Origin of the sequence: Rugamonas sp. DEMB1 (assembly GCF_029834475.1) — a bacterium.
GTDB classification, from domain to species: Bacteria; Pseudomonadota; Gammaproteobacteria; order Burkholderiales; family Burkholderiaceae_D; genus Rugamonas; species Rugamonas rubra.
On the sequence record NZ_CP122407.1, the window covers coordinates 5045694 to 5071550 of the forward strand.

Here is a 25857-nt window from a genome sequence, read left to right on the forward strand (position 1 = left end):
CATGTGTGGTCGATGTGTGTACAATGATCATTCCATGACCATTGCACAGTAGAGTCCACGATGGAATCCAAAACGGCCAGGCTGACCATCCTGATCGATCCGGCCAAGAAGCAGGCCTTCGAAGAGCTGTGCGCGCTGCAGGACCAGACCGCCTCCCAGGTGCTGCGCCAGCTGATCCGCGACTACCTGGAAAAACACCAGGTCGACTACCCCACCAAGGCCAGGCTGGCGCCCAAGTAAGAACGCCCCCCCTCCTGCGGCGCGCCGGTTCAGGCCGCGCCGGCCGCCAGCGCCTGGCCGAAATCGTCGGCATAGTTGCCGTTGCCTAACTGTTCGATCAGTCCGGCCCGCTCCAGCTTGCCCTTCACCCTGTCGTTGGCCTCGCACAACATCACGCGCACGCCGCGCTTCTGCCATTTCCCGATCACCTCCTGCAGCGTCTGCAAGCCCGTCATGTCCATGAAGGGCACCCGGCCCAGCCGCAACAACAGGATGCGCGGATCGGTGTGCGACTGCGCCAGCGCGCGCTCGAAGTTCTCCACCGCGCCGAAGAAGAAGGGGCCGTCGATGGCGTACACCAGCATGCCGGCCGGCAGCTCGCGCAGGCCGTGGCGGGCCAGCTCCGGCCCCAGCCGCTGCTGGTTCATCTGCTGCACCTCGACCGAGGCGGCCATGCGGCGCAGGAAGTGCAGCGTCGCCAGGATCACGCCGATGTTGACCGCCACCACCAGGTCGGCGAACACGGTCAGCACGAAGGTGGTCAGCAGGATCGCCACGTCGGCGCGCGGGGCGCGGCGCACCATGCGGGCAAAATGGCCGAGCTCGCTCATATTGTAGGCGACCACGAACAGGATGGCGGCCAGCGCGGCCAGCGGCACGTGGGCCGCCAGCGGCGCCAGGAACAACACGATCAACAGCAGGGTGGCGGCGTGGGCCATGCCGGCCAGCGGGCTGGTGCCGCCGTTGCGCACATTGGTGGCGGTGCGGGCGATGGCGCCGGTGGCGGCGAAACCGCCGAACAGCGGCGCCACCATATTGGCCAGGCCCTGGCCGACCAGTTCCTGGTTGGAGTCGTGGCGGGTGCCGGCCATGCCGTCGGCCACCACCGCCGACAGCAGCGACTCGATGGCGCCCAACATGGCGATGGTGAAGGCCGGCCCGATCAACTCGAGCACGCGCGACAGGCTGACCGCCGGCAGGGAAAAACTCGGCAGCGCGCGCGGGATGCCGCCGAAGGCGCTGCCGATGGTGGCCACGCCGTCGAACTGGAACACCGCCTGCAGCGCGGTGGCGCCGAGCAGGGCCACCAGCGGGCCGGGCACCCGGCGCAGCGGCGCGACTTTATTGGAAAACAACACCAGCAGCACGCTCAGCACGCCGAGCGCGCTGGTGCTGCCGTGCAGCGCCGGCAGCGCCTGCAGCGCGCCCCACAGCTTGTCGTGGAAATGCAGGCCGGCCACGGCCGGCAGGCCGAAGAAATACTGCCACTGGCCGACCCAGATGATGACGCCGATGCCGGCGGTGAAGCCGACCACGACCGGTGCCGGGATGAACTTGATGACGCCGCCCATCTTGGCCAGCCCCATCAGCAACAGCATCAGGCCGGCCATGAAGGTGGCGATCTGCAGGCCGTCGATGCCGTAGCGCGCCGTGATGACGGCCAGGATGGCGACGAAGGCGCCGGTCGGGCCGGCGATCTGGGTGCGGCTGCCGCCCAGCAGCGAGACCAGGAAGCCGGCGATGATCGCCGTGTACAGGCCCTGCTCGGGCCGCGCGCCGGAGGCGATGGCGAAGGCCATCGCCAGCGGCAGCGCCACCACGCCGACCACGGCGCCGGCCACGATGTTGGGTAGAATGTTCGTGCGGGTGAACAGGCCGGCCCGCCCCGCCTCCAGGACATTGATCATAGAAACCTTGCTTGCGCGTATGCTTGCTATGACTGTACACCCGATTGCGGCCCCGCCGCTATCGGCGATGGCGCCGATGGCAAGACCGCGCCGCCCGCTGTGGCGTTTACCAACGCAGACGGGGACGGCGATGCTATGTTCGGGCCGGAACTGATTATAATCACATTATCATGCGATGATCATCCGTCGCTGGCCGCGCAGTTCAACCCGAAGCCGCAACCCGGCCGCCTGGAGGCCGCAACATGCCCCTGCAATACATTTCCGGCCTGAGCAGCCGGCGCCGCAACCGCCAGTCCGACCTGCATCTGGGCTGCCTGCTGGCCTTCGTCGCCGGCGCCGTCAACGCCGGCGGCTTCCTGGCGATCGGCCAATACACCTCGCACATGACCGGCATCGTCTCCAGCATGGCCGACGAGTTGGCGCTGGGCCACATCAGCCTGGCCCTGGCCGCGCTGGCCGCCTGGCTGGCCTTTCTGGCCGGCGCCGCCAGCACCGCGCTGATGATCAACTGGGCCAGGCGCAAGCGCCTGCGCAGCGAGTACGCCCTCAGCCTGATGGTCGAGGCCAGCCTGCTGCTGGCCTTCGGCGTCGCCGGCACCTATTTGTCCGAACTCGGCGATATTCTCGCGCCGGTCACGGTTTTATTGTTGTGCTTTATTATGGGCCTGCAGAACGCGATTATCACCAAGGCCTCCGGCGCCACCATCCGCACCACCCACGTCACCGGCTTATCCACCGACATGGGAATAGAATTGGGCAAGCTTTTTTATTACAACCATCTGCAACTGCCTGAATTGCAGGTGCGCGCCAACCGAATCAAATTGCGGGTCCACGCCTTGTTGATCGGTTTCTTTTTTATCGGCGGCGTCAGCGGCGCGCTGGGTTTTAAGCACGTCGGTTTCTCCGCCACGATATTCCCCGCCGCCCTATTGGCGGTGATGGCCGTCGGCCCGATATTCCACGATCTGCGCCTGCGCTGGCGCCTGAAACGCCAGCAGTCCTGAGCCGCCCCCCCGAGCAGCCAGCGCCCTCCCCGCCGAGCCGCCTCACATCGTTCGTCCGTGCAGTTGCCTATACAAATGGCAAGGCAGAGTCGCGTCCGCACAGTGCTCCCATGCTAATTTTTGGCGCGTATAAGCAATAATTTAGCTCGCCCGCCGCGCCTTGCGGTGTTGCGCAACAAGATTGAGGCTGGAAGGAAATGGCGACGCGAGGCGGAACGATTGCGCCAGTAACTTTTATACTGGCCCCAGAACCACTCGGCATATCTGGACGGCGGCGAAATATTGCTCAATCGAATAGTTCGCGATTTTCCGGCTAGGCCAGGGAGACAGCGGCGCCGCGCCGCGCCGCCGATTATTCCGCTGGCGGCAGGCCGCAGCGCAGCAGCACTCCAGGCATATTCCGCATATTCGCGCACGTCGCTGGTGAAATACACCGCTTTTAGAATATGCAGCTGGCATGCCGGTGCGGAAATACTGCGCCGGCGACGCCATCCGCGTATAAAAAATGAAACCGCGCTGGCGCCGCGCCTCTGCTGTTGAAACATGCCGGGGGCATGCCGCCTGCTCTGCTGCTTGCGGCGGCCGGCAAGAAAAATACAAATAAATCAATTCAATAAAAATATTGTTGCTTTTTAGCGAATGTTAGCTTTTTGTATTTACAGCGCCATCCCTGCTGGGTACAGTTCATCGTTAAAAAAATTTAACAACGTTGGCAAAAAAAATACTCTACACATCTTTGAGGAGTTTGGGAATGATGAAGGAAACGGTTTTAGCTCGCTCTGTCCGCATGATCTGCGTCGGCGGCATCGCCTTGAGCATGCAGGCGGCATTTGCCCAAGACGCCCCGCAGACAATCCAAAAAGTCCAGGTCACCGGTTCGCGCCTGTTGAGCCCGAACGCCGACTCGGCCACGCCGCTGCAAATCCTGACCTCGGCCGACATCGCCGCCTCCGGCGCCACCAACCTGCAGGAGTTGCTGCAGAAAAACCCGACGATGGGCACGCCGACGCTGAGCCGCACCAACTCGAACTTCCTGACCTCGGGCGGCGGCGTCACCACCATCAACCTGCGCAACCTCGGCGACGAGCGCACCCTGGTGCTGGTCAACGGCCGCCGCTTCGTCTCCGGCGTGCCCGGCAGCAGCGCGGTCGACATGAACACCATCCCCACCGACTTCATCGAGCGGGTCGAACTGCTGACCGGCGGCGCCTCGGCGACCTACGGCTCGGACGCGGTGGCCGGCGTGGTCAACATCATCCTCAAACGCAACCTCAACGGCGTGCTGGTCGACGCCCAGACCGGCCGCAGCTCGCACGGCGACGACTTCAAAGAAAAAACTCTCGCTGACCTTCGGCACCAGCAGCGCCGACGGCGCCAGCAACGTCATGGGCCACCTGGGCTACTCCAAGCAGGGCGCGGTGTTCTCGCGCGACCGCGCCGCCTCGGCCGTCGACCAGTTCACCTCGATCGACAAGGGCGACGCCTCCGGCGCCTTCGTGCCCATCCGTCCGTTCTACTCGGGCTTCATCCCGGCCGGCACCTTCTTCCACGACACCGGCAAGTTCACCTACGACGCCGCCGGCAACATCATCCCGGTCGACACCAACGGCGCCAACGGCCCGGCTACCGGCTTCAACCGCTCGGCCTACCGCGTCATCGCCGTGCCGACCGAGCGCTTCCTGATCGGCACCACCGGCAGCCACACCTTCAACGACAAGGTCAGCGCCTACTTCGAGGGCAATTTCGCCTCGACCAAGACGCGCACCGACATCGAACCCTTCCCGCTCGCCTCGGGCGACATCTACAAGGCCAGCGAAGGCATGGTGCCGGCCGATCTGCTGATCGGCGGCAAGATCATGCGCAATCCGCTGGTGCCGCAATACCTGTACGACCGCCTCGAACCCAACAAGGCGGACAACAATCTGCGCCGCTACAGCTTCACCCGCCGCATGGCCGAGGTGGGCGGCCGCACCAGCGGCGCCGAGCGCGACACCTTCCGCCTCGCCACCGGTTTGAAAGGCACGGTCAAGGACTGGAACTACGACGCCTACCTCGTCTACGGCAAGACCAAGGAGTCGCAGAGCTCGACCGGCCAGGTCAACGTGCTGAACTTCCGCAACGCCCTCGAGGCGGTGGCCGACGTCAACGACATCAACAACAACAACGACCGCAACGAACCGATCTGCTCCGACGCCAACGCGCGCGCCCAGGGTTGCGTTCCGGTCAACATCTTCGGCGCCGGCGCGATCAGCCCGGAGGCGCTGAAGTACATCATCGCGCCGTCCTCGCTGGCCACCGCCGTCACGCAGAAGATCGCCGGCGGCTCGGTCAACGGCGAGCTCTTCGAACTGCCTGCCGGCAAGATCGGCCTCGCCGCCGGCTTCGAATGGCGCGAGGAGACCTCGAGCAGCGTGGCCGACCCGCTGACCCAGGCCGGCCTGAACGGCGGCAACGCGATTCCGCCGACCGAGGGTAAGTTCAACGTGCGCGAATTCTTCGCCGAGACCCGCATCCCGCTGCTGAAGGACCAGCCCTTCGCCAAGTCGCTGTCCTTCCTCGGCGCCTTCCGCAACGGCAAGTACTCGACCGTCGGCACCACCAACAGCTGGAACGCCGGCCTGGAATGGGCGCCCGTGTCGGACATCAAGTTCCGTCGGCACCCGCGCCCTGTCGACCCGCGCGCCGAACGTCACCGAGCTGTACCAACCGCCCAGCCAGACCTTCCCGCCCGACCTGAGCGACCCGTGCGAGGGCGTCACGCTGGCCATGTCCAGCGCCACCGCCGTCGCCTGCCGCAACGACCCCACCGTGCTGGCCAACATCAACAGCCACGGCGGCGTCTTCACCCTGACCCAGCCGGACCAGCAGGGCATCAGCGGCTACGACCGCGGCAATCCCAAGCTGAAGGCGGAAAAAGGCCGCTCGACCACCCTCGGCGTGGTCATCACGCCGCGTTCGATCCCAATGTTGAGCAAGTTCACCTTCACGGCGGACTACTTCAACATCAAGATCGCCGACGCCATCGTCAGCACCCCGCGCGACGTCGCCCTGGCCCAGTGCTACGGCGGCGACAAGAGCTTCTGCAAGTTCATCACCCGCCGCACCAGCACCGTCGGCGACGCCACCGTCGGCGCGATCCGCTACATCGACTCCAACTCGGAGAACAACGGCGGCCGCGGCACCGAGGGCATCGACTTCACCGTGGCCTGGGCGGACAAGGTCGGCCCGGGCCGCCTGAGCGCCAACCTGGCCTACACCTATCTGAAGAACTTCTACGACATCCCGCTGAAAGGCACGGAGGAAGACAACGATACCGGTGAAATCGGCTACGCCCGCAACAAGGCGGTGATCAACCTGGCCTACAAGTGGGGCGCCTTCGGTGTCACCTCGACCACCAGCTACACCGGTCCGTCGGCGATGGAAGACCAGTATCTGAAGCAAAACGACCTGCCGGCCGGCGCGGTCAGGGTCGGTTCGAAGACCTACAACGACTTCCAGTTCACCTACGCCGCCACCAAGGGCGTCGAACTGTACCTGGGGATCAACAACGCCTTCGATGCCAAGGCGCCACCGATCATCAGTGGCCTGAACGGCAGCACCACGGGCACCGAAACCAACGCCAGCGTGTACGACGCCATCGGCCGCCGCTACTACCTGGGCGTGCGCGGCACCCTGTAACAGCGGCAGCAAACGGCGGGCGGCTCGCGCCTCCCGCCAACACAACGGCGAGCCTGGTCTCGCCGTTTTTTTCGTCCCGCGGCGCCCCCGCTTGAATAAAAAAAGCCTCCCGGCATCGCTGGCGGGAGGCTTTTTCACGCCCCACGGGGGGGGCTGTCGGCTGCTGGATTACTTGGCGTTCATCAGGGCCACGGTGGTGTCCAGCATGCGGTTCGAGAAACCCCACTCGTTGTCGTACCACGACGATACCTTGACCAGACGGCCCGACACCTTGGTCAGCGTCGAATCGAAGTTCGACGAGGCCGGGTTGTGGTTGAAGTCGATCGACACCAGAGGTTCGGTCTGGTAGGTCAGCACTTCCTTCAGCGCGCCTTCGGAGGCGGCCTTCATCAGCGCGTTGACTTCGTCGACGGTGGTGTCGCGCTTGGCGATGAAGGTCAGGTCGACCAGCGACACGTTGATGGTCGGCACGCGGATGGCGAAGCCGTCCAGCTTGCCGTTCAGCTCCGGCAGCACCAGGCCGACCGCGGCGGCGGCGCCGGTCTTGGTCGGGATCATGCTCATGGTGGCCGAACGGGCGCGGCGCATGTCTTCATGCATCACGTCGGACAGCACCTGGTCGTTGGTGTAGGCGTGCACGGTGGTCATCAGGCCGGTTTCCACGCCGATCGCGTCGTTCAGCGGCTTGACCAGCGGGGCCAGGCAGTTGGTGGTGCAGGAGGCGTTCGAGATGACGGTGTCCGAGGCCTTCAGCACGTCGTGGTTGACGCCGTAGACGACGGTGGCGTCGACATCCTTGCCGCCCGGGGCCGAGATGATGACTTTCTTGGCGCCGCCCTTCAGGTGGGCCGAGGCCTTTTCCTTGGTGGTGAAGAAGCCGGTGCATTCCAGCACGACGTCGACGCCCAGCTCGCCCCATGGGATCTCGGCCGGGTTGCGCTGCGCGAACACGCGGATGGTGTCGCCGTTCACGATCATGTTGTCGCCCTCGACCGTGACGGTGCCGGGGAACTTGCCGTGCGCCGTATCGTAGCGGGTCAGGTGGGCGTTCGACTTGGCGTCGCCCAGGTCGTTGATGGCCACGATCTGGATGTCTTGCTTCTTACCGCCTTCGTAGAAAGCGCGCAGCACATTGCGGCCGATGCGGCCATAACCGTTGATTGCAACTTTGATCGTCATACTTTGCTCCTGATTAAAAAAAAGGTACCCAGCAATAAAAATTACGCAAGCAGCACAGACTTGACCTTGGCCACGACGTTGTCCACCGTGAAGCCGAAGTGCTTGAACAGCACACCCGCCGGGGCGGATTCGCCGAAGGTGTCGATACCGACCACGGCGCCTTCCAGACCGACATATTTGTACCAGAAAGCGCTCACGCCGGCTTCGATGGCGACGCGCGGCAGGCCTTTGCTCAACACGCCGGCCTGGTAGGCGGCGTCCTGGCGGTCGTACACGTCGGTCGACGGCATCGACACCACGCGCACGGCGATGCCTTCGGCGGCCAGCGCGGCGGCGGCGGCGACGGCCAGCTCAACCTCGGAACCGGTGGCGATCAGGATCGCCTTGGCGTCGGCGGCGTCCTGCAGCACGTAGCCGCCACGGGCGATGTCGGCGATCTGCTGGGCAGTGCGCTCCTGGTAGGGCAGGTTCTGGCGCGAGAAGATCAGGGTCGACGGGCCGTCCTTGCGCTTGACCGCCGCGCCCCAGGACACGGCCGATTCGACCGTGTCGCACGGGCGCCAGTTGTCCAGGTGGGGGATCAGGCGCATCGACGAGATGTGCTCGACCGACTGGTGGGTCGGGCCGTCCTCGCCCAGGCCGATCGAGTCGTGGGTGAACACGAAGATCGAGCGCAGCTTCATCAGCGCGGCCATGCGCAGCGCGTTGCGGCTGTAGTCGGAGAAGGTGAGGAAGGTGGCGCCGAAGGGGATGAAGCCGCCGTGCAGGGTGACGCCGTTCATGATCGCGCTCATGCCGAACTCGCGCACGCCGTAGTTGACGTGGTTGCCGGGCTGGCCGGAACGCAGGGCGACGCACTCCTTCCAGTTGGTCAGGTTGGAGCCGGTCAGGTCGGCCGAGCCGCCGAGGAACTCGGGCAGCGACGGCGCCAGCGCCTGGATGGCGTTCTGGCTGGCCTTGCGGGTGGCGATGTTTTCCTTCTTCTCGACGCAGGCGGCGACGGCGGCGGCCAAGGTGGCGTCGAAGGAGGCGGGCAGCTCGCCCAGCATGCGGCGGCTCAACTCGGCCGCTTCGGCCGGGAACTGCGCGCCATACGCGGCGAACAGCGTCGACCAGTCGCCTTCGCGCTTGGCGCCGGCGGCCTTCGCGTCCCACGCGGCGTAGACGTCGGCGGGCATCTCGAACGGTGCGGCGTCCCAGCCGATGTACTCGCGCACGGCGGCGATTTCCTTGTCGCCCAGCGCGGCGCCGTGCACCTTGTCGCCGCCCTGCAGGTTGGGCGAACCCTTGCCGATGATGGTCTTGCAGCAGATCAGGGTCGGCTTGTCGGCCGTCTTGGCGGCGGCGATGGCGGCCGAGACGGCGGCCACGTCGTGGCCGTCGACGGCGCGGATCACGTTCCAGCCGTAGGCTTCGAAGCGCTTCGGCGTGTCGTCGGTGAACCAGCCCTCGACCTTGCCGTCGATCGAAATGCCGTTGTCGTCGTACAGGGCGATCAGTTTTTTCAGGCCCAGGGTGCCGGCCAGCGCGCACACCTCGTGCGAGATGCCTTCCATCAGGCAACCGTCGCCGACGAAGGCGTAGGTGTGGTGGTCGACGATGTCGAAGCCCGGCTTGTTGAACTGGCTGGCCAGCAGGTATTCCGACAGCGCCATGCCGACGGCGTTGGCGATGCCCTGGCCCAGCGGGCCGGTGGTCGTTTCCACGCCCGGCGTGACGTCCACCTCCGGGTGGCCCGGGGTCTTCGAGTGCATCTGGCGGAAGGCCTTGATGTCGTCCATCGTCACGGCGTAGCCGGACAGGTGCAGCAGCGCGTAGTGCAGCATCGAGCCGTGGCCGTTGGAGAGCAGGAAGCGGTCGCGGTTGATCCACTTCGGATTGGCCGGGTTGTGGCTGTAGTGGCCGCTCCACAGGGCGACGGCGATCTCGGCCATGCCCATCGGCATGCCTGGGTGGCCGGAATTGGCCTTCTGGACGGCGTCCATTGCCAGCGCGCGGATCGCGTTAGCCATTTTGGTGGTCGGGAGCGTAGAGTTCATCGTTGGTCAATCACGAAAGTATGGAAACTGGGGGCAACGCAGGTTCGTTGCTCACGCAAACTTCCTGCTTGCTGAACTAAGTATTTTACCAGACCAAGTGTCCACCAATTAAAATTGCGCTGCAAAAGTAGTGCCCACCAGACATCAGGATACCCGCATGCCCCGTTTCTACTGCCCCGCGCCGCTCGCCGTCGGCGCCATCGTTACCCTGCCCGAGGCGGTGGCCCACCACGTCCAGGTGCTGCGCCTGGCGCCGGGCCAGATCGTCACGCTGTTCAACGGCGACGGCGGCGAATACAGCGCAACCCTGGACAACATCGCCAAACGCAGCGTCAGCGCCGAGGTCAAGGCGCACCATCCGCGCGAGGTCGAACTGCCCTTCGCCGTGACGCTGGCGCAGGCGCTGCCGGAGGCGGCCAAGATGGACTGGATCGTCGAGAAGGCGGTCGAGCTGGGCGCCTCCGGCATCGTGCCGCTGGCGGCGCAGCGCTGCGTGGTGCGCCTGTCGGCCGAGCGCGCCGAGAAGCGGCTGGCGCACTGGCAGGGCATCATCGTCTCGGCCTCGGAGCAGAGCGGGCGCAACCGCCTGGCCCAGCTGGGCCAGCTGCAGGACTACAAGCAGTGGATCACCCAGCAGGACATGCACAAGCGCATCGTCCTGTCGCCGCGCGGCGGCCAGTCGCTGGCCGACTGGGCGCGCCACCAGGGGCCGCAGGCGGTGACGCTGGTGGTCGGCCCGGAGGGCGGCCTGAGCGAGGACGAGGAGAACGCCGCGCTGGCCCACGGCGCGCTGGCGCTGGGCATGGGGCCGCGCATCCTGCGCACCGAGACGGCCGGCCTGGCCGCGCTGGCCACGCTGGCGGCCTGCTGGGGCCAGGTCTAGGCCGGGGCCAAACCGCGGCGGCGCCACGGCGCCCGCCGCGGACAAGAAAAAACCCGCCGGATTCGCATCCGGCGGGTTTTTTTACGCGTTCCGTTCAGCATCGCGGCCGTTGGCGATTAGAACGACTGGTTGTAGCGAGCGTAGAAGAAACGATCGATCGGCAGGTTAGGATCTACCGACGACGACGACGACGGGCCGCTGTCGACACCCGAACCGGCGTCATAGTTGATGACCGGCTTCTTGTTGAACAGGTTGTTGGCGCCAACCATGATCTGGCCCTTCCACGACGTCTTGTAGCTGACGTTCAAATCGCTGTAGGTGGTGGCCTTGACCTTGTTGTAGTTGGTGCCCCAGCTAGCCTTGGCGCCGGGATTGCTGCACTCCACGGTGGCGCTGAAGCAGTGTCCACGCAAGGCGCTGTAGTAGCGGGTGGTGAAGGTGGCCGCCCAGTTACCCAAGGACCAATCCAGGCTCAAGCTCGATTTCAGACGGTTGTTGGCGAACTCGCCGGCGTAGCCGATCCAATCCGCGTCGTCGGTGGACTTCTCCTTGAAGGAGGCGACGTAGGTCGACTCCGAACGCAGGTTGAACTGGCCGTAGGCGTTCTTCGGCAGACGATAGCTCAGGGCCAGGTCGGCGCCCTCGGTCGACAGCTGACCCATGTTGGCGTTGCCGTGCGACAGGCTGGTGATCATGCCCGAGACCGGATCACGCTTGATCTTGTCGCAGAACGATTGCACGCCGCTGACGTAGCACTGGTTGGCCGTGTAGGTCGACTCGACCGCATTGATGCGGTTGCTGATCTTGATGTAGAACCAGTCGAGGCCGATGGTCAGGCCGGGCACGAAGGACGGGTTGTAGACGAAGCCGAGGGTGCGGGTCAGCGCGGTCTCTGGTTTCAGGTCGGCATTGCCGGCGCCGCTCATGAACGGCACGGTCGACTGGCCGCCGCCCGAACCGACCGGCTGGCCGGCCTGGTTCAGCTGGCGGTAGGTCGCTGGCACGCCGGCGGCGGCGCAACGGGCCGCGGTGGCCGGGCTGGAGGCGGCGTCGCCGTCCTTGCTGTCGCAAGGGTCGGCGTAATCGTCATACGATTGCGAGCCGCCACCGAAGGTGTCGCCCACGGTCGGGGCGCGGAAGCCCTCGGCGATGGTGCCGCGCACCAACATGTCCTTCACCGGCTTCCACATGAAGCTGGCCTTGTTGTTGGTGGTGGTGCCGAAGTTGCTGTAGTCGGAATAGCGGCTGGCGAAGTCGACGCTCAGCAGCTCGGCGAACGGCACACCCTTCAGCAGCGGGATGTTGGCTTCCAGGTAAGCCTCTTTGACGGTGTAGCCGCCGCTGGTCGACAGGCCGGCCAGGTCGGTCGACAGACCGGACTGCTCGAACTGGCCCAGACGGTCGTAGCCGCGCACTTCGCGCCGCTCGATACCGCCGGCGACGCCGAGGGCGCCGGCCGGCAGCGTGAACAGCTCGCCGCTCAGGTCGGCGGTGGCGCTGTTGACGGTGCTGCCGTAGGTCGCCTGGCCGGTCGACATGACATAGTTCAAGGCGGCCGGGGTGGCGGCGGACGGGCCGCCGACGATGTCGAACGGGGTGCACTCGGCCAGCGGGATCGGGCTCGCCGCAGTGCCGCACTGGATCACGCCGGCCGGATTGCGGAACGACGGGCCGACGGCCTTCTTCAGGTTCGGCAGGTTCAGGTTGCCGGTGTTGACGTTGGTGCCGTTGATGGCGCTGTGGTTGTAGCCGACGCTCCAGTTCCACGGCAGGCCGCGCAGGTTCAGCTCGCCTTCGAGGGTGGCGTCGATGTGCAGCGTCTGGTTGCTATTTTCGCTGACGCGCGGCACGTCAACGGTGCGGCGGTAGAAGAACAGGTCCTGGCCCTTGCCGGCGCCGGCCACCTGGTTGCCGTAGGGGTTGAAGTAGCTGTCCTTGTCCAGATACACCGGATAGGTGGCCTGGGTGCCGCTGCTCAGCGGATAGCCGGCGACCTGGCGCGACGAGTCGCGCTTGGCGTACATCGCGGTGGTGGTGAAGCGCATGTCCATCGGCAACTGTATCGTGCCCTTGGTGAAGATCGACGTCAGCTTGTTCGGCATGATGTACATCATCTGGCTGGCCGAGTTGAAGGCGTCCTGCTCGGCGCCGGTGTACGGGTGGTAGTTGGCCGGGTTGCGCGAGTCGGCGCCGACGCCGACGCCGTCATAGCTGCCGGTGTGGTTCAGGATATGGTTGAAGCCGTCCGTGTTTACCGAGCCGTCTGGGTTGACCGGCCGGATGCGGCCCCAAGGGCTGGTGCCCAGGCCGGATTTATGGTGGTCGGGACCCTTGGAGAAGCGGGTGATCTCGCGTTCCTTGGCCCACACCGGATCGGTCAAGCTGTGGGTCAGGCCGAACATCAGCGAGGCCTTGTCGTTGCCGGCGCCGTAGGTCAGCGAGAAGTCCTTCGCCTGGCCGTCGCCCTTCTCGTTCTTGCCGGCGTAGATGCTCAGGTTGCCGCCTTCCATGCTTTTCTTCAGGATCACGTTGATCACGCCGGCGATGGCGTCCGAGCCGTAGATGGCCGAGGCGCCGTCCTTCAGCACCTCCAGGCGATCGATCATCGAGGTCGGGATGGTCGACATGTCGGTGAAGCCGTCGACCGACTGGGTCCAACGCTTGCCGTTGACCAGCACCAGCAGGCGCTGCGAGCCGAGGTTGCGCATGTCGGCGTACTGGCCGCCGGTTTCGCGGTTCGAGCTCAGCGAGGAACCCTTGCTGAACGCCGGGTCGCCGCCGGCCGAGGTCATCTGGTTCAGGATGTCGCCGACGGTGATCAGGCCGGCGGCTTGGATTTGCGCCTGGGAAATTTTCAGGATCGGCTGGGCGGTCTCGGTGTCGACCGCGCGAATGCGCGAACCGGTGATCTCGACGCGCTGAGGCGCGTCGGCTTGTTGCGCGAAAGCCGCGATCGAATTCAGGGCCAGGGCCACTGCGACGGCGATTTTGGTACGTTGGTGCATGTGTTCTCCGATATGTAAATACTGTTGCCAGCCGCTCAAAGTCAGGCACGAAGTATAGTTCTTGAGTCTTTTGATACGGCGAGCTGCCGACCGCCCCACCTTGTGGGTGGCTGGCGGAAATGTTTCACCGATCCGTGTAACGCGATGTATCAGACCATCTTACGTTGATGCTTGTCAATAAATGAAGGATGTCAATTCATCCAATAAACAACAGTGTGTGAAATGCAACATCCGCGATTGTGACATCCGAATGACGCGGAGTCTTGCCGCCGCGGCGGCAAGGCCCGTCCACGAACCTTTTGACGAGCCCGTTCAAGTATAACTATGATGTATGGCAATGTTACGTAAAAAATCAGCCGATTATTTCAACATTCCCCAATTTACAACACTTGCACAAAGCAAGTTGCCGGCAGCGCCGCCGCGCCGGCCGGGGATGGCGGCGCCCGGCGATGCGGGTAAAATAGCGGATCGACGCGCGCCCACGGTCGCGGCCGCCGGCGCGCGCGCAGACTCTCCGCTAACTACGGAGCCCGGCAATTTTTCGGATCGACCACCATGTTGCGACTCAACGAAGTAAAACTCCCCCTCGACCACGGCGAGGCCGAGCTGCCCGCCGCCATCCTGGCGCGCCTGCAGATCCCCGCCGCCGAGCTGCTCGGCTTCAGCGTCTTCAAGCGCAGCTACGACGCGCGCAAGCGCAGCGCCATCGTGCTGATCTACTCGCTCGACGTCGAGGTCAAGGACCAGGCCGGCGTGTTGGCGCGGCTGCCGCACGACAGCCACCTGATGCCCTCGCCCGACACCGGCTACAAGTTCGTCGCCAAGGGCGAGCTGCCGGCCGGCCACGACCACAACGAGCGCCCGGTGGTGATCGGCAGCGGCCCCTGCGGCCTGTTCGCCGCGCTGGTGCTGGCGCAGATGGGCCTGCGCCCGATCATCCTCGAGCGCGGCAAGGAGGTGCGCGAGCGCACCGTCGACACCTTCGGCTTCTGGCGCAAGCGCGAGCTCAACCCCGAGTCGAACGTGCAGTTCGGCGAGGGCGGCGCCGGCACCTTCTCCGACGGCAAGCTGTACAGCCAGATCAAGGACCCCAAGCACTACGGCCGCAAGGTGCTCACCGAGTTCGTCAAGGCCGGCGCGCCGGCGGAGATCATGTACGTCAGCAAGCCGCACATCGGCACCTTCCGCCTGGTCAAGATGGTCGAGCAGATGCGCGCCAACATCGAGGCGATGGGCGGCGAGTACCGCTTCGGCAGCAAGGTGGTCGACATCGAGATCGAGCCCGGCGCCGACGGCGGCCAGGTGCGCGGCCTGACGCTCGAGGGCGGCGAGAGGATCGCCACCCGCCACGTCGTGCTGGCCATCGGCCACAGCGCGCGCGACACCTTCGAGATGCTCCACCAGCGCGGCGTCTACATCGAGGCCAAGCCGTTCTCGATCGGCTTCCGCGTCGAGCACCCGCAGTCGCTGATCGACGCCTGCCGCTTCGGCCCCAGCGCCGGCCACCCGATCCTCGGCGCGGCCGACTACAAGCTGGTGCACCACGCCTCGAACGGGCGCGCCGTCTACAGCTTCTGCATGTGCCCGGGCGGCACCGTGGTGGCGGCGGCCTCCGAGCCGGGCCGGGTGGTCACCAACGGCATGAGCCAGTATTCGCGCAACGAGCGCAACGCCAACAGCGCCATCGTGGTCGGCATCACGCCGGAGCAGGACTTCCCCGGCCACCCGCTGGCCGGCATCGAGCTGCAGCGCCGGCTGGAGGAGAAGGCCTTCGAGCTGGGCGGCGGCGACTACAGCGCGCCGGGCCAGCTGATGGGCGACTTCGTCGCCGGCCGCGCCTCGACCGCGTTCGGCGCCGTGGTGCCCTCGTACAAGCCGGGCGTGCACCTGACCGACCTGGCGCTGGCCCTGCCCGAGTACGCCGTGACGGCGCTGCGCGAGGCCTTCCCCGCCTTCGACAAGCAGATCAAGGGCTACTTCAAGGCCGACGCCGTGCTCACCGGGCTGGAGACGCGCACCTCCTCGCCGATCCGCATCAAGCGGCGCGACGACACCCTGCAAAGCCTGAACACGCGCGGCCTGTTCCCGGCCGGCGAGGGCGCCGGCTACGCCGGCGGCATCCTCTCGGCCGGCGTCGACGGCATCAAGGTGGCCGAGGCGGTGGCGCTGTCGATGGCCGCCGTTTAGTCGGGCGGCAGGCGGCGGTAGAGCTCGCGCAACGCCGCCTCCTGCTGCAGCAGCAGCGCCGCCAGATCGGGCGCGAAGCGCGTGCCGCTGTCGGCGCGCACCTGGGCCAGCGCCTGCTCCAGGCTGGCCGCCGGGCGGTAGGGGCGCGCGCAGAGCATCGCGTCGAGGCAGTCGGCCAGCGCGACGATGCGCCCGGCCAGGCTGATCTCCTGCCCCGCCAGGCCGCGCGGATAGCCGGCGCCGTCCCAGCGCTCGTGGTGCTCGTGGGCGATGCTGGCGGCCAGCTGCAACAGCGGGCGCGCCGAGCGCGCCAGCATGGCGCGGCCGGTCTCGCAATGGCCGCGCATCACCAGCCATTGCGCCGCCGACAGCGGCCCCGGCTGGTGCAGCACGGCGTCCGGCACGCCGGCGTGGCCGCAGTCGTGCAGCGGCGCGGCCAGTCTGAGCTGCTCGGCCTCGGCCGGGCTCATGCCGGCGGCGCCGGCCAGCAGCGCGGCGATCAGGCCGACCCGCTGGACGTGCCGGCCCTCGCCGGCGGCGCGCCGCTCCAGCGCCTCGCCGAGGATGGCCAGGGTGGCGTCCTGGGTGGCGGCGCTGTCCTCGCGCTGCAGCAGCTTCTCGTAGGTGATGGCGACATTGGCCGAGAAGGCCGCCAGCAGCTCGTGCTCCTCGACGCCGATCGGCTCGGCGAAGGCCATGTAGAGGAAGCTCTCGCTGTCGTCGCGGGTGCGGTGGTAGCACACGTAGTACAGCTCGCCGTGGTGGTTGCGGCGCTCGCGCATGCAGCGGGCGAAGGCCTCGCGCACCGCCGGCGGCAGCTCGTCGAGGCGCTGCTCGGCGCGGCAGTCGGCGTAGGCCCGGGTCACCGCCAGCACCTTCAGGCCGCCGTCCATGCGGGCGGCGGCGAAGGCGTTGACGCGGCTGGCGCAGATGCCCTCGCCGTCGCGCCCCAGCAGCACGCTGGCCTGCTCCAGCACCGCCGAGCAGAAGCTGCGCAGGTTGTGCGAGTCGCACACCTGGGTGATGGCGTCGATCGAGCGGCGCAGGCCGTTGCGGGCGCGCTCGAGGCGCATCAGGTCGCGGTAGGCGCGCAGCGCGGAATAGAACACCGTGCTCAGCTTGCCGTGGGTCAGCTCGGTCTTCTCGCGGTAGTCGTTGATGTCGTAGCTGCGGATCACGTATTCCTGCGGCGCCTGGCCCGGCTGGCCGGTGCGCAGCACGATGCGCACGTTGCTGTTGCGCAGCTCCTCGCGGATGTGGCGCACCAGGTCGAGGCCGGCGTGCTCGCTCTCCATCACCACGTCGAGCAGGATCAGGGCGAACTGGTTGGGCCGCGCCAGCACGGCGCGCGCCTCGGCGGCCGAGTAGCAGTCGGTGAAGTGGACGCGGCGGCCGTCGAAGCTGAAGTCGGCCATCACCAGCTGGGTCACCTGGTGCACCGACGGCTCGTCGTCGACGATCAACACCTGCCACGGCGCCGGCGCCGCGCCGGCCGCCGCCGCCGAGTCCTGGCCCGGGTCCTCGTCCTCGTCCTCAAACAACAAGTCGTCGTTCATCGCATCCTCCGTCGGCAGCCGTCCGGTATGCTCGATTGTACCTCCAAGCGGACGCGGCCTTTCGTTTTCGGCGGCAACTAACATTGCCCGATGAGTGCCCGATGAGAGCCCGCCGGACGCGCCGCGCCGGCGTTGCGCGGCCGCTACAACCAGCCCGAGCGCTTGAAGCGGTAGAACAGGTAGCAGCACACCGAGACCATCACCGCGACCGCCGCCGGGTAGCCGTAGTGCCACTCCAGCTCGGGCATGAACTTGAAGTTCATGCCCCACACGCCGGCGAAGGCGGTGCAGATGGCGAAGATCGCCGCCCAGGCGGCGAGCCGCTTGTTGACCTCGCTCTCGTCGATCGCCACCATCGACAGGTTGACCTGGATCGCCGTGCTGATGGTGTCGCGGATGGCGTCGATGGTGCCGTTGATGCGCTGCAGGTGGTCGTGCACGTCGCGGAAGTATTCCTGGGTGTCGTGGCACAGCGCCGGCACGCGGCCGCCGTGCAGCTTGCCGACGGCGTCGAGCAGCGGCGCGACGGCGTGGCGCAGCGTCATCACCTTGCGCTTGAGCGCGTAGAGCCGCTCGATGTTGTCGCGCTGCGAGCCGTGGATGAAGATGCGCTCCTCGATCAGCTCGAGCTCGCCCTCGAGCGCGTCGACCACCGGGAAGTAGCGGTCGACCACGGCGTCCATCAGGGCGTACAGCACGAAGGCCGGGCCCTGGCGCAGCAGGTGCGGCTCGTGCTCGGCGCGGGCGCGCACGCCGAGGAAGCCCTGCGAGCAGTTGTTGCGCGCCGACAGCACGTAGTTGTGGCCGACGAAGATGTCGACCTCGCCCACCAGCAGCGCGTCGTCCTTCAGCTCGACCGTCTTGACGACGACGAACAGCGAGTCGCCGTACTCCTCGATCTTGGGCCGCTGGTGGCCGCGCCTGGCGTCCTCGACGGCCAGCTCGTGCAGGCCGAACTCCTCCTGCATCACCGACAGCTCGGCCGGCTCGGCCTCGCGCAGCGCCACCCAGACGAAGCAGTCGGGCCGCAGCATGTAGTCGCTGATTTCCTCGACCGGGATGTCGGCCAGCTTTTGCCCATCGTGGTAGGCGACACAATTAATCAACATACGCAATCCAAAAAAAGAAAAGCCCCTGGCTGGGGTCAGCCAAGAGCTTACTCTAAAGCGCGGCCCCGGTGGGCGCCGCCGCGCGCCGGCCGGCTCAGTCGTCCTTGGCGCCGTCGATGCCCAGCTCGGCGATCTTGCGGGTGATGGTGTTGCGGCCTATGCCCAGGCGCACCGCCGCGTCGTTCTTGCGGCCGTGGGTGTGCTTGAGCGCGGTGCGGATCAGCGCCGACTCGAACTGCCGGCCGAGCACCGCCATCACCTCCTGCTGGCCGCCGCTGAGCATGCCGGCCGCCTGCAGCTCGAGCAGCGCCAGCCAGCCGTCCGGCCCGGCCGCGGCGCCGGCCGGGCCGGCCGCCGCCTCCGCGCTGGGCGCCACCGTGCCGTGGTGCTGCAGCGCGGCGTAGCCCTCGGCGGCGGCCGGCGCCGGGTTGGCCGCCGGGCCGGCCGGCGGGCCGGCCGGCGCCGCCGCGTGGCCGCCCTGCTCCTGGCTCAGCTCGGGCGGCAGCTCTTGACCTCGACGGTCTGGCCGGGCGCCATCACGGTGATCCAGTTGCACAGGTTTTCCAGCTGGCGCACATTGCCCGGCAGGTCCAGCCCGCTGAGGAACTGCACCGTCGCCTCGCTCATGCGCTTGGCCTCGACGCCGAGCTGCTTGGCGCTCTGCACCAGGAAGTGGCGCACCAAAATGGGGATGTCCTCGCGGCGCTCCCGCAAACTGGGCAGGCGCAGGCGGATCACGTTGAGGCGGTGGTACAAGTCCTCGCGGAACAGGCCGTCGCGCACGCGCTGCTCCAGGTTCTGGTGGGTCGCCGTGATGACGCGCACGTTGGCCTTCAGCGGCTGGTGCCCGCCGACCCGGTAGAAGTGGCCGTCCGACAGCACGCGCAGCAGCCGCGTCTGCAAATCGAAGGGCATGTCGCCGATCTCGTCGAGGAACAGGGTGCCGTTCTCGGCCTGCTCGAAGCGGCCGCGCCGCGTCGTCTGGGCGCCGGTGAAGGCGCCGCGCTCGTGGCCGAACAATTCGGATTCGAGCAGGCCCTTGGGGATCGCCGCCGTGTTCAGCGCGATGAAGGGCTGCGCCGCGCGCGGGCTGTGCTTGTGCAGGGCGCGCGCCACCAGCTCCTTGCCGGTGCCGGACTCGCCGGTGATGAGCACCGTCACGTTCGACTGCGACAGGCGGCCGATGGCGCGGAACACCTCCTGCATGGCCGGCGCCTGGCCGAGGATCTCGGGCGTTTCGGCGGGGCCGGACTCGACGCTGGTCTCGCGCAGGCTCTCGTCGAGGGCGCGGCGGATCAGCTCGACGGCCTTGTCGATGTCGAAGGGCTTGGCCAGGTACTCGAAGGCGCCGCCCTGGAAGGCCGCCACCGCCGAGTCGAGGTCGGAGAAGGCGGTGATGATGATCACCGGCAGGCCGGGGAAGCGCGACTTGACCAGGCCCAGCAGGTCCAGGCCGGAGTCGCCCGGCATGCGGATGTCCGACACCAGCACCTGCGGCGTGTCGAACTCGAGCGCGGCGATGGCGTCGCGCGCGTTGGCGAAACTCTTGGTGGCGAGGTTTTCCCGCGCCAATGCTTTTTCCAGTACCCAGCGGATCGATTCGTCGTCGTCTACTATCCAGATTGGCTTCATGTGTGGTTCTCTATCCCGCAATATGGATCTTCAATCAAGGGACTCGGCGCCGCCCCGCCGGCCGCGCTTATGGCAACGGCAGCAGGATGCGGAAATCCGTATATCCAGGCCGGCTTTCGCACTCGATCACACCCATGTGCTGTTGCACGAAGGTCTGCGCCAAGGTCAAGCCCAGGCCGCTGCCGCCCTCCCGTCCCGATACCAGCGGGTAGAAGATGCGGTCGCGGATCTGCGGCGAAATGCCCGGTCCATTGTCGATGATATGCAAGTCTAATGCCAGGCCGTAGCGGACCTTCGCCAAGGTGACTTGGCGGGCCACCCGGGTCTTGAAGGTGAGCTGGGCCTCGCCCGCCTCGATGCGCGCCGACAGCGCCTGGGCGGCGTTGTGGGCGATGTTGAGCACGGTCTGGATCAGCTGCTCCTTGTCGCCCCTGAACTCGGGGATGGAGGCGTCGTAGTCGCGCAGGATGGTCAGGCCGGCCGGGAACTCGGCCAGGATCAGGCTGCGCACCCGCTCGCACACCTCGTGGATGTTGACGTCGCCGACGATGTGCGGCCGGCGGTGCGGCGCCAGCAGGCGGTCGACCAGGGTTTGCAGGCGGTCGGCCTCCTTGATGATGACCTGGGTGTACTCGCGCAGCTGGCCCAGGTGCAGCGGCGGCAGCTCCATCTCGAGCAGCTGGGCGGCGCCGCGGATGCCGCCCAGCGGGTTCTTGATCTCGTGCGCCAGGTTGCGGATCAGCTCCTTGTTGACCTGGCTCTGGTCGAGGATGCGCTCCTCGCGGTCCAGCTTGAGGTGCTGCAGGTGCTCGCGCAGCTCGATCAGCACGTGGCCGGCCGGCTCGTCGAGCACCGAGACGATGCTGTGCACGTGCAGCGGGTCGCGCCCGGCGCGCTCCAGCGTGAGGTCCTGGCGCAGGTCGGAGAACTTGTGCAGGCGCGCCTGGGCGCAGATGTTGTCGAGCTCCTCGGGGTTGAGGAACTGCGCCGCCAGCTTCTGCCGCGAGAGCGCCTTGAGCGAGCTCTCCAGCAAGTTCTCGGCGGCGGCGTTGGCGTAGCCGATGGTGCCGTCGGCGTCGACCAGCACCACGGCCGAGGCCAGCAGTTCAAGGCCGGCCAGCGCTGGCGGACGGTGGGTGTGACTAGAGGCAGGGCTCATCGGATGTTCGCGATCTCGCGTTTCAAGGCTTCCACATTTTTTTCCGCGCGGCTCACGCCATCCTTCAGCGTGGCCACCCGGTCCTGGTATTTGGCGTAGTTGCGCTCGTCGCCACGGCGTTCGGGCGCGCCGTTGTTGAACTCGGCGCGCAGCTCGGCCAGCTTTTGTTGCTCTATCCTCAGTTCGGCGTCGAGGATGGCGCGCCGGTCGGCGTCGCGGGCGCGCTGCTCGGCGCCGTCGACGCGGGGGAAACCGGCCGCCGCCGCCGGCACGCCCGGGGCGGCCGGCGCGGCGGCGCGCGGCGGCCCGGCCTGCGGCCGGCGCGCCGGCGGCGGCGCCGACAGCGCGCCCGGCACGTCGAGCACCTGGCAGTGCGGGCCGCGCCGGTTGTCGGTGAATTCGACGCGGCCGGCCGCGTCGACGCATTTATAGATGACGCTGTCGGCGCGCGCCGCCGGCGTGCCCGCCAGCAGAATCAGGCAGGCCAGGCAGGCCAGCGCCGGTGTTGCCGGGGTTGCTTCGGGGGCCGCGCGGAGGCGGCGGTTGCAGCGTGTGGTCATGCCCCATCCGTGAGTGAAACTGTCGATCCCGAATATACAACATCCAAAAGAAAACGCGGGGAAAGCCTAGGCCGCCCCCGCGTCTTTTCCTACCCCGGCCGCCCTGCTGCGGACGGCGCCGCCATTACAGCGAGTAGTACATGTCGAACTCGACCGGATGGGTCGTCATGCGCATGCGTTGCACGTCCTGCATTTTCAGTTCGATGTAGGCATCGATCATCGAATTGCTGAACACGCCGCCACGGGTGAGGAACTCGCGGTCCTTGTTCAGCGCGTCGAGCGCCTCTTCCAGCGAGGAGCAGACGGTCGGGATCAGCGCGTCTTCTTCCGGCGGCAGGTGGTACAGGTTCTTCGAGGCGGCTTCGCCCGGATGGATCTTGTTGGCGATACCGTCCAGGCCGGCCATCAGCAGCGCGGCGAAGCACAGGTAGACGTTGGCCAGCGGGTCCGGGAAGCGCGTCTCGATGCGGCGGCCCTTGGGATTGGCGACGTGCGGGATGCGGATCGAGGCGGAGCGGTTGCGGGCCGAGTAGGCCAGCTTGACCGGCGCTTCGTAGCCAGGCACCAGGCGCTTGTACGAGTTGGTGCCCGGGTTGGTGATGGCGTTGAGCGCCTTGGCGTGCTTGATGATGCCGCCGATGTAGTACAGCGCGGTGTCGGACAGGCCGGCATAGCCGTCGCCGGCGAACAGGTTGACGCCGTCCTTCCAGATCGACTGGTGCACGTGCATGCCGGAACCGTTGTCGCCAACGATGGGCTTGGGCATGAAGGTGGCGGTCTTGCCGTAGCTGTGGGCGACGTTCCAGATCACGTACTTCATGTTCTGGGTCCAGTCGGCGCGCTCGACCAGGGTCGAGAAGCGGGTGCCGATTTCGTTCTGGCCGGCGCCGGCCACTTCGTGGTGGTGCACTTCGACCGGGATGCCCAGCGATTCGAGGATCAGGCACATTTCCGAACGCATGTCCTGGAAACTGTCGACCGGTGGCACCGGGAAGTAGCCGCCCTTGACGCTAGGACGGTGGCCGCTGTTGCCGCCTTCGGATTGCTTGTCGGTCGACCAGGAGGCCTCGTCGGAGTCGATCTTGACGAAGCAGCCCGACATGTCGATCTTCCAGCGCACGCTGTCGAAGATGAAGAATTCCGGCTCGGGGCCGAAGAAGGCGGTGTCGCCCATGCCCGACGATTTCAGGTAGGCCTCGGCGCGCTTGGCGATCGAGCGCGGGTCGCGGTCGTAGCCCTTGCCGTCCGACGGTTCGATCACGTCGCACTGCATGAACAGGGTGGTCTCTTCCATGAACGGATCGATGTTGGCGGTGTTCGGGTCCGGCAGCAGGATCATGTCCGACGCTTCGATACCCTTCCAGCCGGCGATCGAGGAACCGTCGAAGGCGTGGCCCGACTCGAACTTGTCCATGTCGAAGTGCGACACGGGCACGGTGACGTGCTGTTCTTTACCACGGGTATCGGCGAAACGAAAATCAACAAATTTGACTTCGTTGTCTACTACCATTTTCAATACTTCAGCGGCTGTCATTGCCATGCGTTTCTCCTAGATGAGGGTGTGGGTGAGCCGACCAACTGTTCTGCGCGGATACTGCTGCACGTCCCCATGTTGCGTGCGACCGAAACTCATGAGGACTCTAAGCAGAAACCATGCCAGGATTCAAATCAAACGTCCTGAACAATCCATCTTTGATCGTGTCGACAAAAGATTCTAAAATCGTCCGAGCAGCTAAATCGCGTTCGATTGTGCCGCATCAAAGGCGCACTATTCCGGTGCATTTTCACAAAAACGCACTATTTTTGTGCGCATTGAGAAAAATCAGGGAATTTGCATCCATTTGGTGCGCACGCTGCAAGAGCGCGACCCGGGCACCTATAATAAACGCAATCTCCCTTCTGGAACATCACATGAGCAACATCGACACCATTCTGTCCGTCGCCCGCGAACGCAACCAGGGCTGGCCCTACGCCGGCGCCGTCACGCCGCAGGAGGCGTGGGAACTGATCGAGGCGGACGCCAACGTCAAGTTGATCGACGTGCGCACCAACGCCGAGCGCGACTGGGTGGGCCGCGTCGCCATTCCCGACGGCCAGCACGGCGCGGTGCAATGGAGCACCTATCCGGGCGGCGTGCCGAACCCCGATTTCGCACCGCAATTGAGCGCGATCGCGAATAAACAACAAGTGCTGTTGTTCCTGTGCCGCTCGGGCGTGCGCTCGCGCCACGCCGCCAAGCTGGCCACCGAGCAGGGCTTCCAGCATTGCTTCGACATTCTGGAGGGCTTCGAGGGCGACAAGGACGACGCCGGCCACCGCAAGTCGCTAGGCGGCTGGTGCAAGGCCGGCCTGCCCTGGCTGGGCGCCTGAGCGCGGCGGCAGCCCCGGGCGACGGCGGCGGACAACCAGGGTCAGACCCTAGCGCCAAGGCGGGGAGTCTGACCCTCAACCCGCCTGCGGCAACGGCGCGACGACCTCCGCCGCCCCGTCCGCCTCGCGCATCAGGGCGAGCACGCGCTGGCGCACGAAGTTGATGTGGCTGCGCAGGCCGTACAGGCCGTCGGCGAACGACAGCGGGATCGAGATCTGGTTGACCAGCTCCTCGATCTCGTTGAGCCGCTGCAACTGCAGCGCGTAGATCTCCTGGCGCCGCCCGGCCGGCGCCTCCTCCAGGGCCTGCTCGACGGTGCGCAGCTGGCCGTACCAGCGGTAGAGGCGCGAGCGGATGCGCCACACGTACAGCGGCGGCACCACCTTCGACAGCGGCAGGATCAGCGCCCCCAGCGCCACCACCAGCACCCACATGCGGTCGAAGAAATTGGCCAGCCAGAAACTCATATACCGTTGCAGGAAGGGCGCGCCGTCCTTGTAGTACTTGGCCGCGCCGGCGGCGACCGGGATCTCGGTGTAGCGCGCCGAGGGGAACTGGCCCTGCTGCTGGAACCAGCCGGCGCCGCCGTGGATCGAGCTGGCCGCCTGCACGAACAGGTCGACCAGGGCCGGATGCAGGCCCTCGCGCGCCACCAGCGTGGCGGTCGGGGCGATCAGGTGGTATTCCTTGGCCGGCAGGTCGCGGCCGAAGTCGACGATGCCGCGCGGCAGCACCACGTGCGTCAGGAAGGGCAGCTTGCGGGCGTAGGCCTCGGCCTGGGCGAAGTCGAACAGGCGGATGCCCGGCGTTTGCAGCAGCATCTGGATCAGCGGCGCCTCCGGCGCCGAGCTGAACACCAGGCCGTCGATGCGGCCCTCGAGCAGCTCGATGGTGGCGGCGGTGTTGCCCAGCGAGCTGGTGGTCAAATCGCCCGGCTCGACGCCGTTCAGCGACAGCAGCTGTTTGAACAGGCGCGGCGCGCCGGCGCCCTCCGGCCCCAGGTTGATGCGCTTGCCCTTCAGCTGGCTCAGCTCGGTGATCTCGGCCTGCTTGTGCCCGCCCTTGCCCCGCGGCTCGCGCAGGAACAGCCAGACCGGCTCGGTGAACAGGCTGCCCAGCGACACCAGGCCCTCGCGCTCGGCGGCCGCCTCGTCGGTGGAACCGCTCTGCACGAAGGCGATGTCGACCTGGCCCTGCTTGAGCCGCTGCAGGTTCTCCTGCGAGCCGGCCGAGGGCTGCAGCGCCACCTTGATGCCGTGCTTGGCCAGCGCGGCGGCGTACTTCCTGCCGAACTCCTCGTAGGCGCCGTTCTCCTGCCCGGTCGACAGGCTGACCTTGCGCGGCGGCGCCGGATCGACGACGAAATAGGCCAGCAGGCCTACGCCGACGATCAACAAAATGGTCGGGCCGGCGGTCACCAGCAGATCCCGCACGGAGAACTGGGTGAACTTGAGAATCTTGGACATGGTGTGGCGCATAGGTTTCATGGGCTGATACGATGCCAACAAATGATCAACTATGCAAGGGAAACCCGGCCGGGCCGGCGCGGGAGCAGGCGGCCCCGCAAGCACCCGACGGCGACAAGCCA

At 66.5% G+C, this 25857-nt stretch carries 18 protein-coding genes and 1 pseudogene; 7 read left to right on the forward strand and 12 right to left on the reverse strand.

What is annotated here, in order from left to right; genetic code table 11:
* Positions 1-60: 60 nt before the first annotated feature.
* Positions 61-240: a ribbon-helix-helix protein, CopG family gene (locus tag QC826_RS23260; protein WP_279762659.1), complete on the forward strand. Its 180-nt coding sequence runs from the start codon at positions 61-63 to the stop codon at positions 238-240.
* Between the two features lie 29 nt (positions 241-269).
* On the opposite strand, the gene QC826_RS23265 is transcribed toward QC826_RS23260, so the two are convergent.
* Positions 270-1907, reverse strand: coding sequence for a SulP family inorganic anion transporter (locus tag QC826_RS23265; protein ID WP_279762660.1), 1638 nt, complete (start codon positions 1905-1907; stop codon positions 270-272).
* Between the two features lie 242 nt (positions 1908-2149).
* Between QC826_RS23265 and QC826_RS23270 the strand changes: the two genes are divergently transcribed.
* Complete coding sequence (locus tag QC826_RS23270) at positions 2150-2911, forward strand: YoaK family protein (protein ID WP_279762661.1); 762 nt, start codon at positions 2150-2152, stop codon at positions 2909-2911.
* Between the two features lie 113 nt (positions 2912-3024).
* Here QC826_RS23270 and QC826_RS23275 read toward each other — a convergent pair whose 3' ends face one another.
* Positions 3025-3456: a hypothetical protein gene (locus QC826_RS23275; protein WP_279762662.1), complete on the reverse strand. Its 432-nt coding sequence runs from the start codon at positions 3454-3456 to the stop codon at positions 3025-3027.
* A 272-nt stretch (positions 3457-3728) separates the two neighbouring features.
* Between QC826_RS23275 and QC826_RS23280 the strand changes: the two genes are divergently transcribed.
* Positions 3729-5387 (forward strand): TonB-dependent receptor plug domain-containing protein, encoded by a 1659-nt coding sequence (locus QC826_RS23280; protein ID WP_279766586.1) that lies wholly within the window; start codon positions 3729-3731, stop codon positions 5385-5387.
* A gap of 221 nt (positions 5388-5608) precedes the next feature.
* Positions 5609-6589, forward strand: coding sequence for a TonB-dependent receptor domain-containing protein (locus QC826_RS23285; protein WP_279766587.1), 981 nt, complete (start codon positions 5609-5611; stop codon positions 6587-6589).
* A gap of 168 nt (positions 6590-6757) precedes the next feature.
* Here QC826_RS23285 and gap read toward each other — a convergent pair whose 3' ends face one another.
* Positions 6758-7768, reverse strand: a complete 1011-nt coding sequence (gap, locus tag QC826_RS23290) for a type I glyceraldehyde-3-phosphate dehydrogenase (protein ID WP_279762663.1) — start codon at positions 7766-7768, stop codon at positions 6758-6760.
* 41 nt (positions 7769-7809) lie between these two features.
* Entirely contained in the window at positions 7810-9807 is a 1998-nt protein-coding gene (gene tkt, locus QC826_RS23295) for a transketolase (RefSeq protein WP_279762664.1), read from the reverse strand.
* A 157-nt stretch (positions 9808-9964) separates the two neighbouring features.
* On the opposite strand from tkt, the gene QC826_RS23300 reads away from it, so the two are divergent.
* The gene (locus QC826_RS23300; RefSeq protein ID WP_279762665.1) at positions 9965-10690 is read left to right on the forward strand and encodes a 16S rRNA (uracil(1498)-N(3))-methyltransferase; all 726 of its coding nucleotides are present in this window, start codon (positions 9965-9967) and stop codon (positions 10688-10690) included.
* Positions 10691-10806: 116 nt separating this feature from the next.
* Here QC826_RS23300 and QC826_RS23305 read toward each other — a convergent pair whose 3' ends face one another.
* The gene (locus tag QC826_RS23305; RefSeq protein WP_279762666.1) at positions 10807-13695 is read right to left on the reverse strand and encodes a TonB-dependent receptor plug domain-containing protein; all 2889 of its coding nucleotides are present in this window, start codon (positions 13693-13695) and stop codon (positions 10807-10809) included.
* Between the two features lie 555 nt (positions 13696-14250).
* On the opposite strand from QC826_RS23305, the gene QC826_RS23310 reads away from it, so the two are divergent.
* Positions 14251-15882 (forward strand): NAD(P)/FAD-dependent oxidoreductase, encoded by a 1632-nt coding sequence (locus tag QC826_RS23310; RefSeq protein WP_279762667.1) that lies wholly within the window; start codon positions 14251-14253, stop codon positions 15880-15882.
* On the opposite strand, the gene QC826_RS23315 is transcribed toward QC826_RS23310, so the two are convergent.
* The 6 genes and pseudogenes from QC826_RS23315 to glnA all read right to left on the reverse strand — a co-directional run bounded on the left by QC826_RS23315 (position 15879) and on the right by glnA (position 23438).
* On the reverse strand, positions 15879-17438 hold the full coding sequence (locus QC826_RS23315; RefSeq protein WP_279762668.1) for a DUF3369 domain-containing protein: 1560 nt from the start codon (positions 17436-17438) through the stop codon (positions 15879-15881). The two genes, QC826_RS23310 and QC826_RS23315, sit on opposite strands and share 4 nt — an antisense overlap.
* 143 nt (positions 17439-17581) lie before the next feature.
* A complete protein-coding gene (corA, locus tag QC826_RS23320) occupies positions 17582-18547 on the reverse strand; it encodes a magnesium/cobalt transporter CorA (RefSeq protein ID WP_279762669.1) in 966 nt (321 codons plus the stop codon).
* 94 nt (positions 18548-18641) lie between these two features.
* Positions 18642-20179 (reverse strand): annotated as a pseudogene (gene ntrC, locus QC826_RS23325) (nitrogen regulation protein NR(I)).
* A gap of 67 nt (positions 20180-20246) precedes the next feature.
* Entirely contained in the window at positions 20247-21338 is a 1092-nt protein-coding gene (gene glnL, locus QC826_RS23330; protein WP_279762670.1) for a nitrogen regulation protein NR(II), read from the reverse strand.
* Positions 21335-21898 carry a DUF4124 domain-containing protein gene (locus QC826_RS23335; protein ID WP_279762671.1) on the reverse strand — a complete coding sequence of 188 codons (564 nt, stop codon included), beginning with the start codon at positions 21896-21898 and terminating at the stop codon, positions 21335-21337. The genes glnL and QC826_RS23335 overlap by 4 nt, the downstream gene beginning before the upstream one ends.
* 124 nt (positions 21899-22022) lie before the next feature.
* Positions 22023-23438: a type I glutamate--ammonia ligase gene (gene glnA, locus QC826_RS23340; protein ID WP_279762672.1), complete on the reverse strand. Its 1416-nt coding sequence runs from the start codon at positions 23436-23438 to the stop codon at positions 22023-22025.
* 371 nt (positions 23439-23809) lie between these two features.
* Here glnA and QC826_RS23345 point away from each other — a divergent pair, with 371 nt between their 5' ends.
* Positions 23810-24268, forward strand: coding sequence for a rhodanese-like domain-containing protein (locus tag QC826_RS23345; RefSeq protein WP_279762673.1), 459 nt, complete (start codon positions 23810-23812; stop codon positions 24266-24268).
* Between the two features lie 75 nt (positions 24269-24343).
* Here QC826_RS23345 and QC826_RS23350 read toward each other — a convergent pair whose 3' ends face one another.
* Entirely contained in the window at positions 24344-25735 is a 1392-nt protein-coding gene (locus tag QC826_RS23350; RefSeq protein WP_279762674.1) for a TAXI family TRAP transporter solute-binding subunit, read from the reverse strand.
* Between the last annotated feature and the right edge of the window lie 122 nt (positions 25736-25857).

Bases quoted from the DNA above. Each gene is read 5' to 3' on its own strand.
- QC826_RS23260 (WP_279762659.1), top strand. From the start codon at position 61: ATGGAATCCAAAACGGCCAGGCTGACCATCCTGATCGATCCGGCCAAG.
- QC826_RS23265 (WP_279762660.1), bottom strand. From the start codon at position 1,907: ATGATCAATGTCCTGGAGGCGGGGCGGGCCGGCCTGTTCACCCGCACG.
- QC826_RS23270 (WP_279762661.1), top strand. From the start codon at position 2,150: ATGCCCCTGCAATACATTTCCGGCCTGAGCAGCCGGCGCCGCAACCGC.
- QC826_RS23275 (WP_279762662.1), bottom strand. From the start codon at position 3,456: ATGTTTCAACAGCAGAGGCGCGGCGCCAGCGCGGTTTCATTTTTTATA.
- QC826_RS23280 (WP_279766586.1), top strand. From the start codon at position 3,729: ATGCAGGCGGCATTTGCCCAAGACGCCCCGCAGACAATCCAAAAAGTC.
- gap (WP_279762663.1), bottom strand. From the start codon at position 7,768: ATGACGATCAAAGTTGCAATCAACGGTTATGGCCGCATCGGCCGCAAT.
- tkt (WP_279762664.1), bottom strand. From the start codon at position 9,807: ATGAACTCTACGCTCCCGACCACCAAAATGGCTAACGCGATCCGCGCG.
- QC826_RS23300 (WP_279762665.1), top strand. From the start codon at position 9,965: ATGCCCCGTTTCTACTGCCCCGCGCCGCTCGCCGTCGGCGCCATCGTT.
- QC826_RS23305 (WP_279762666.1), bottom strand. From the start codon at position 13,695: ATGCACCAACGTACCAAAATCGCCGTCGCAGTGGCCCTGGCCCTGAAT.
- QC826_RS23310 (WP_279762667.1), top strand. From the start codon at position 14,251: ATGTTGCGACTCAACGAAGTAAAACTCCCCCTCGACCACGGCGAGGCC.
- QC826_RS23315 (WP_279762668.1), bottom strand. From the start codon at position 17,438: ATGAACGACGACTTGTTGTTTGAGGACGAGGACGAGGACCCGGGCCAG.
- corA (WP_279762669.1), bottom strand. From the start codon at position 18,547: ATGTTGATTAATTGTGTCGCCTACCACGATGGGCAAAAGCTGGCCGAC.
- glnL (WP_279762670.1), bottom strand. From the start codon at position 21,338: ATGAGCCCTGCCTCTAGTCACACCCACCGTCCGCCAGCGCTGGCCGGC.
- QC826_RS23335 (WP_279762671.1), bottom strand. From the start codon at position 21,898: ATGACCACACGCTGCAACCGCCGCCTCCGCGCGGCCCCCGAAGCAACC.
- glnA (WP_279762672.1), bottom strand. From the start codon at position 23,438: ATGGCAATGACAGCCGCTGAAGTATTGAAAATGGTAGTAGACAACGAA.
- QC826_RS23345 (WP_279762673.1), top strand. From the start codon at position 23,810: ATGAGCAACATCGACACCATTCTGTCCGTCGCCCGCGAACGCAACCAG.
- QC826_RS23350 (WP_279762674.1), bottom strand. From the start codon at position 25,735: ATGTCCAAGATTCTCAAGTTCACCCAGTTCTCCGTGCGGGATCTGCTG.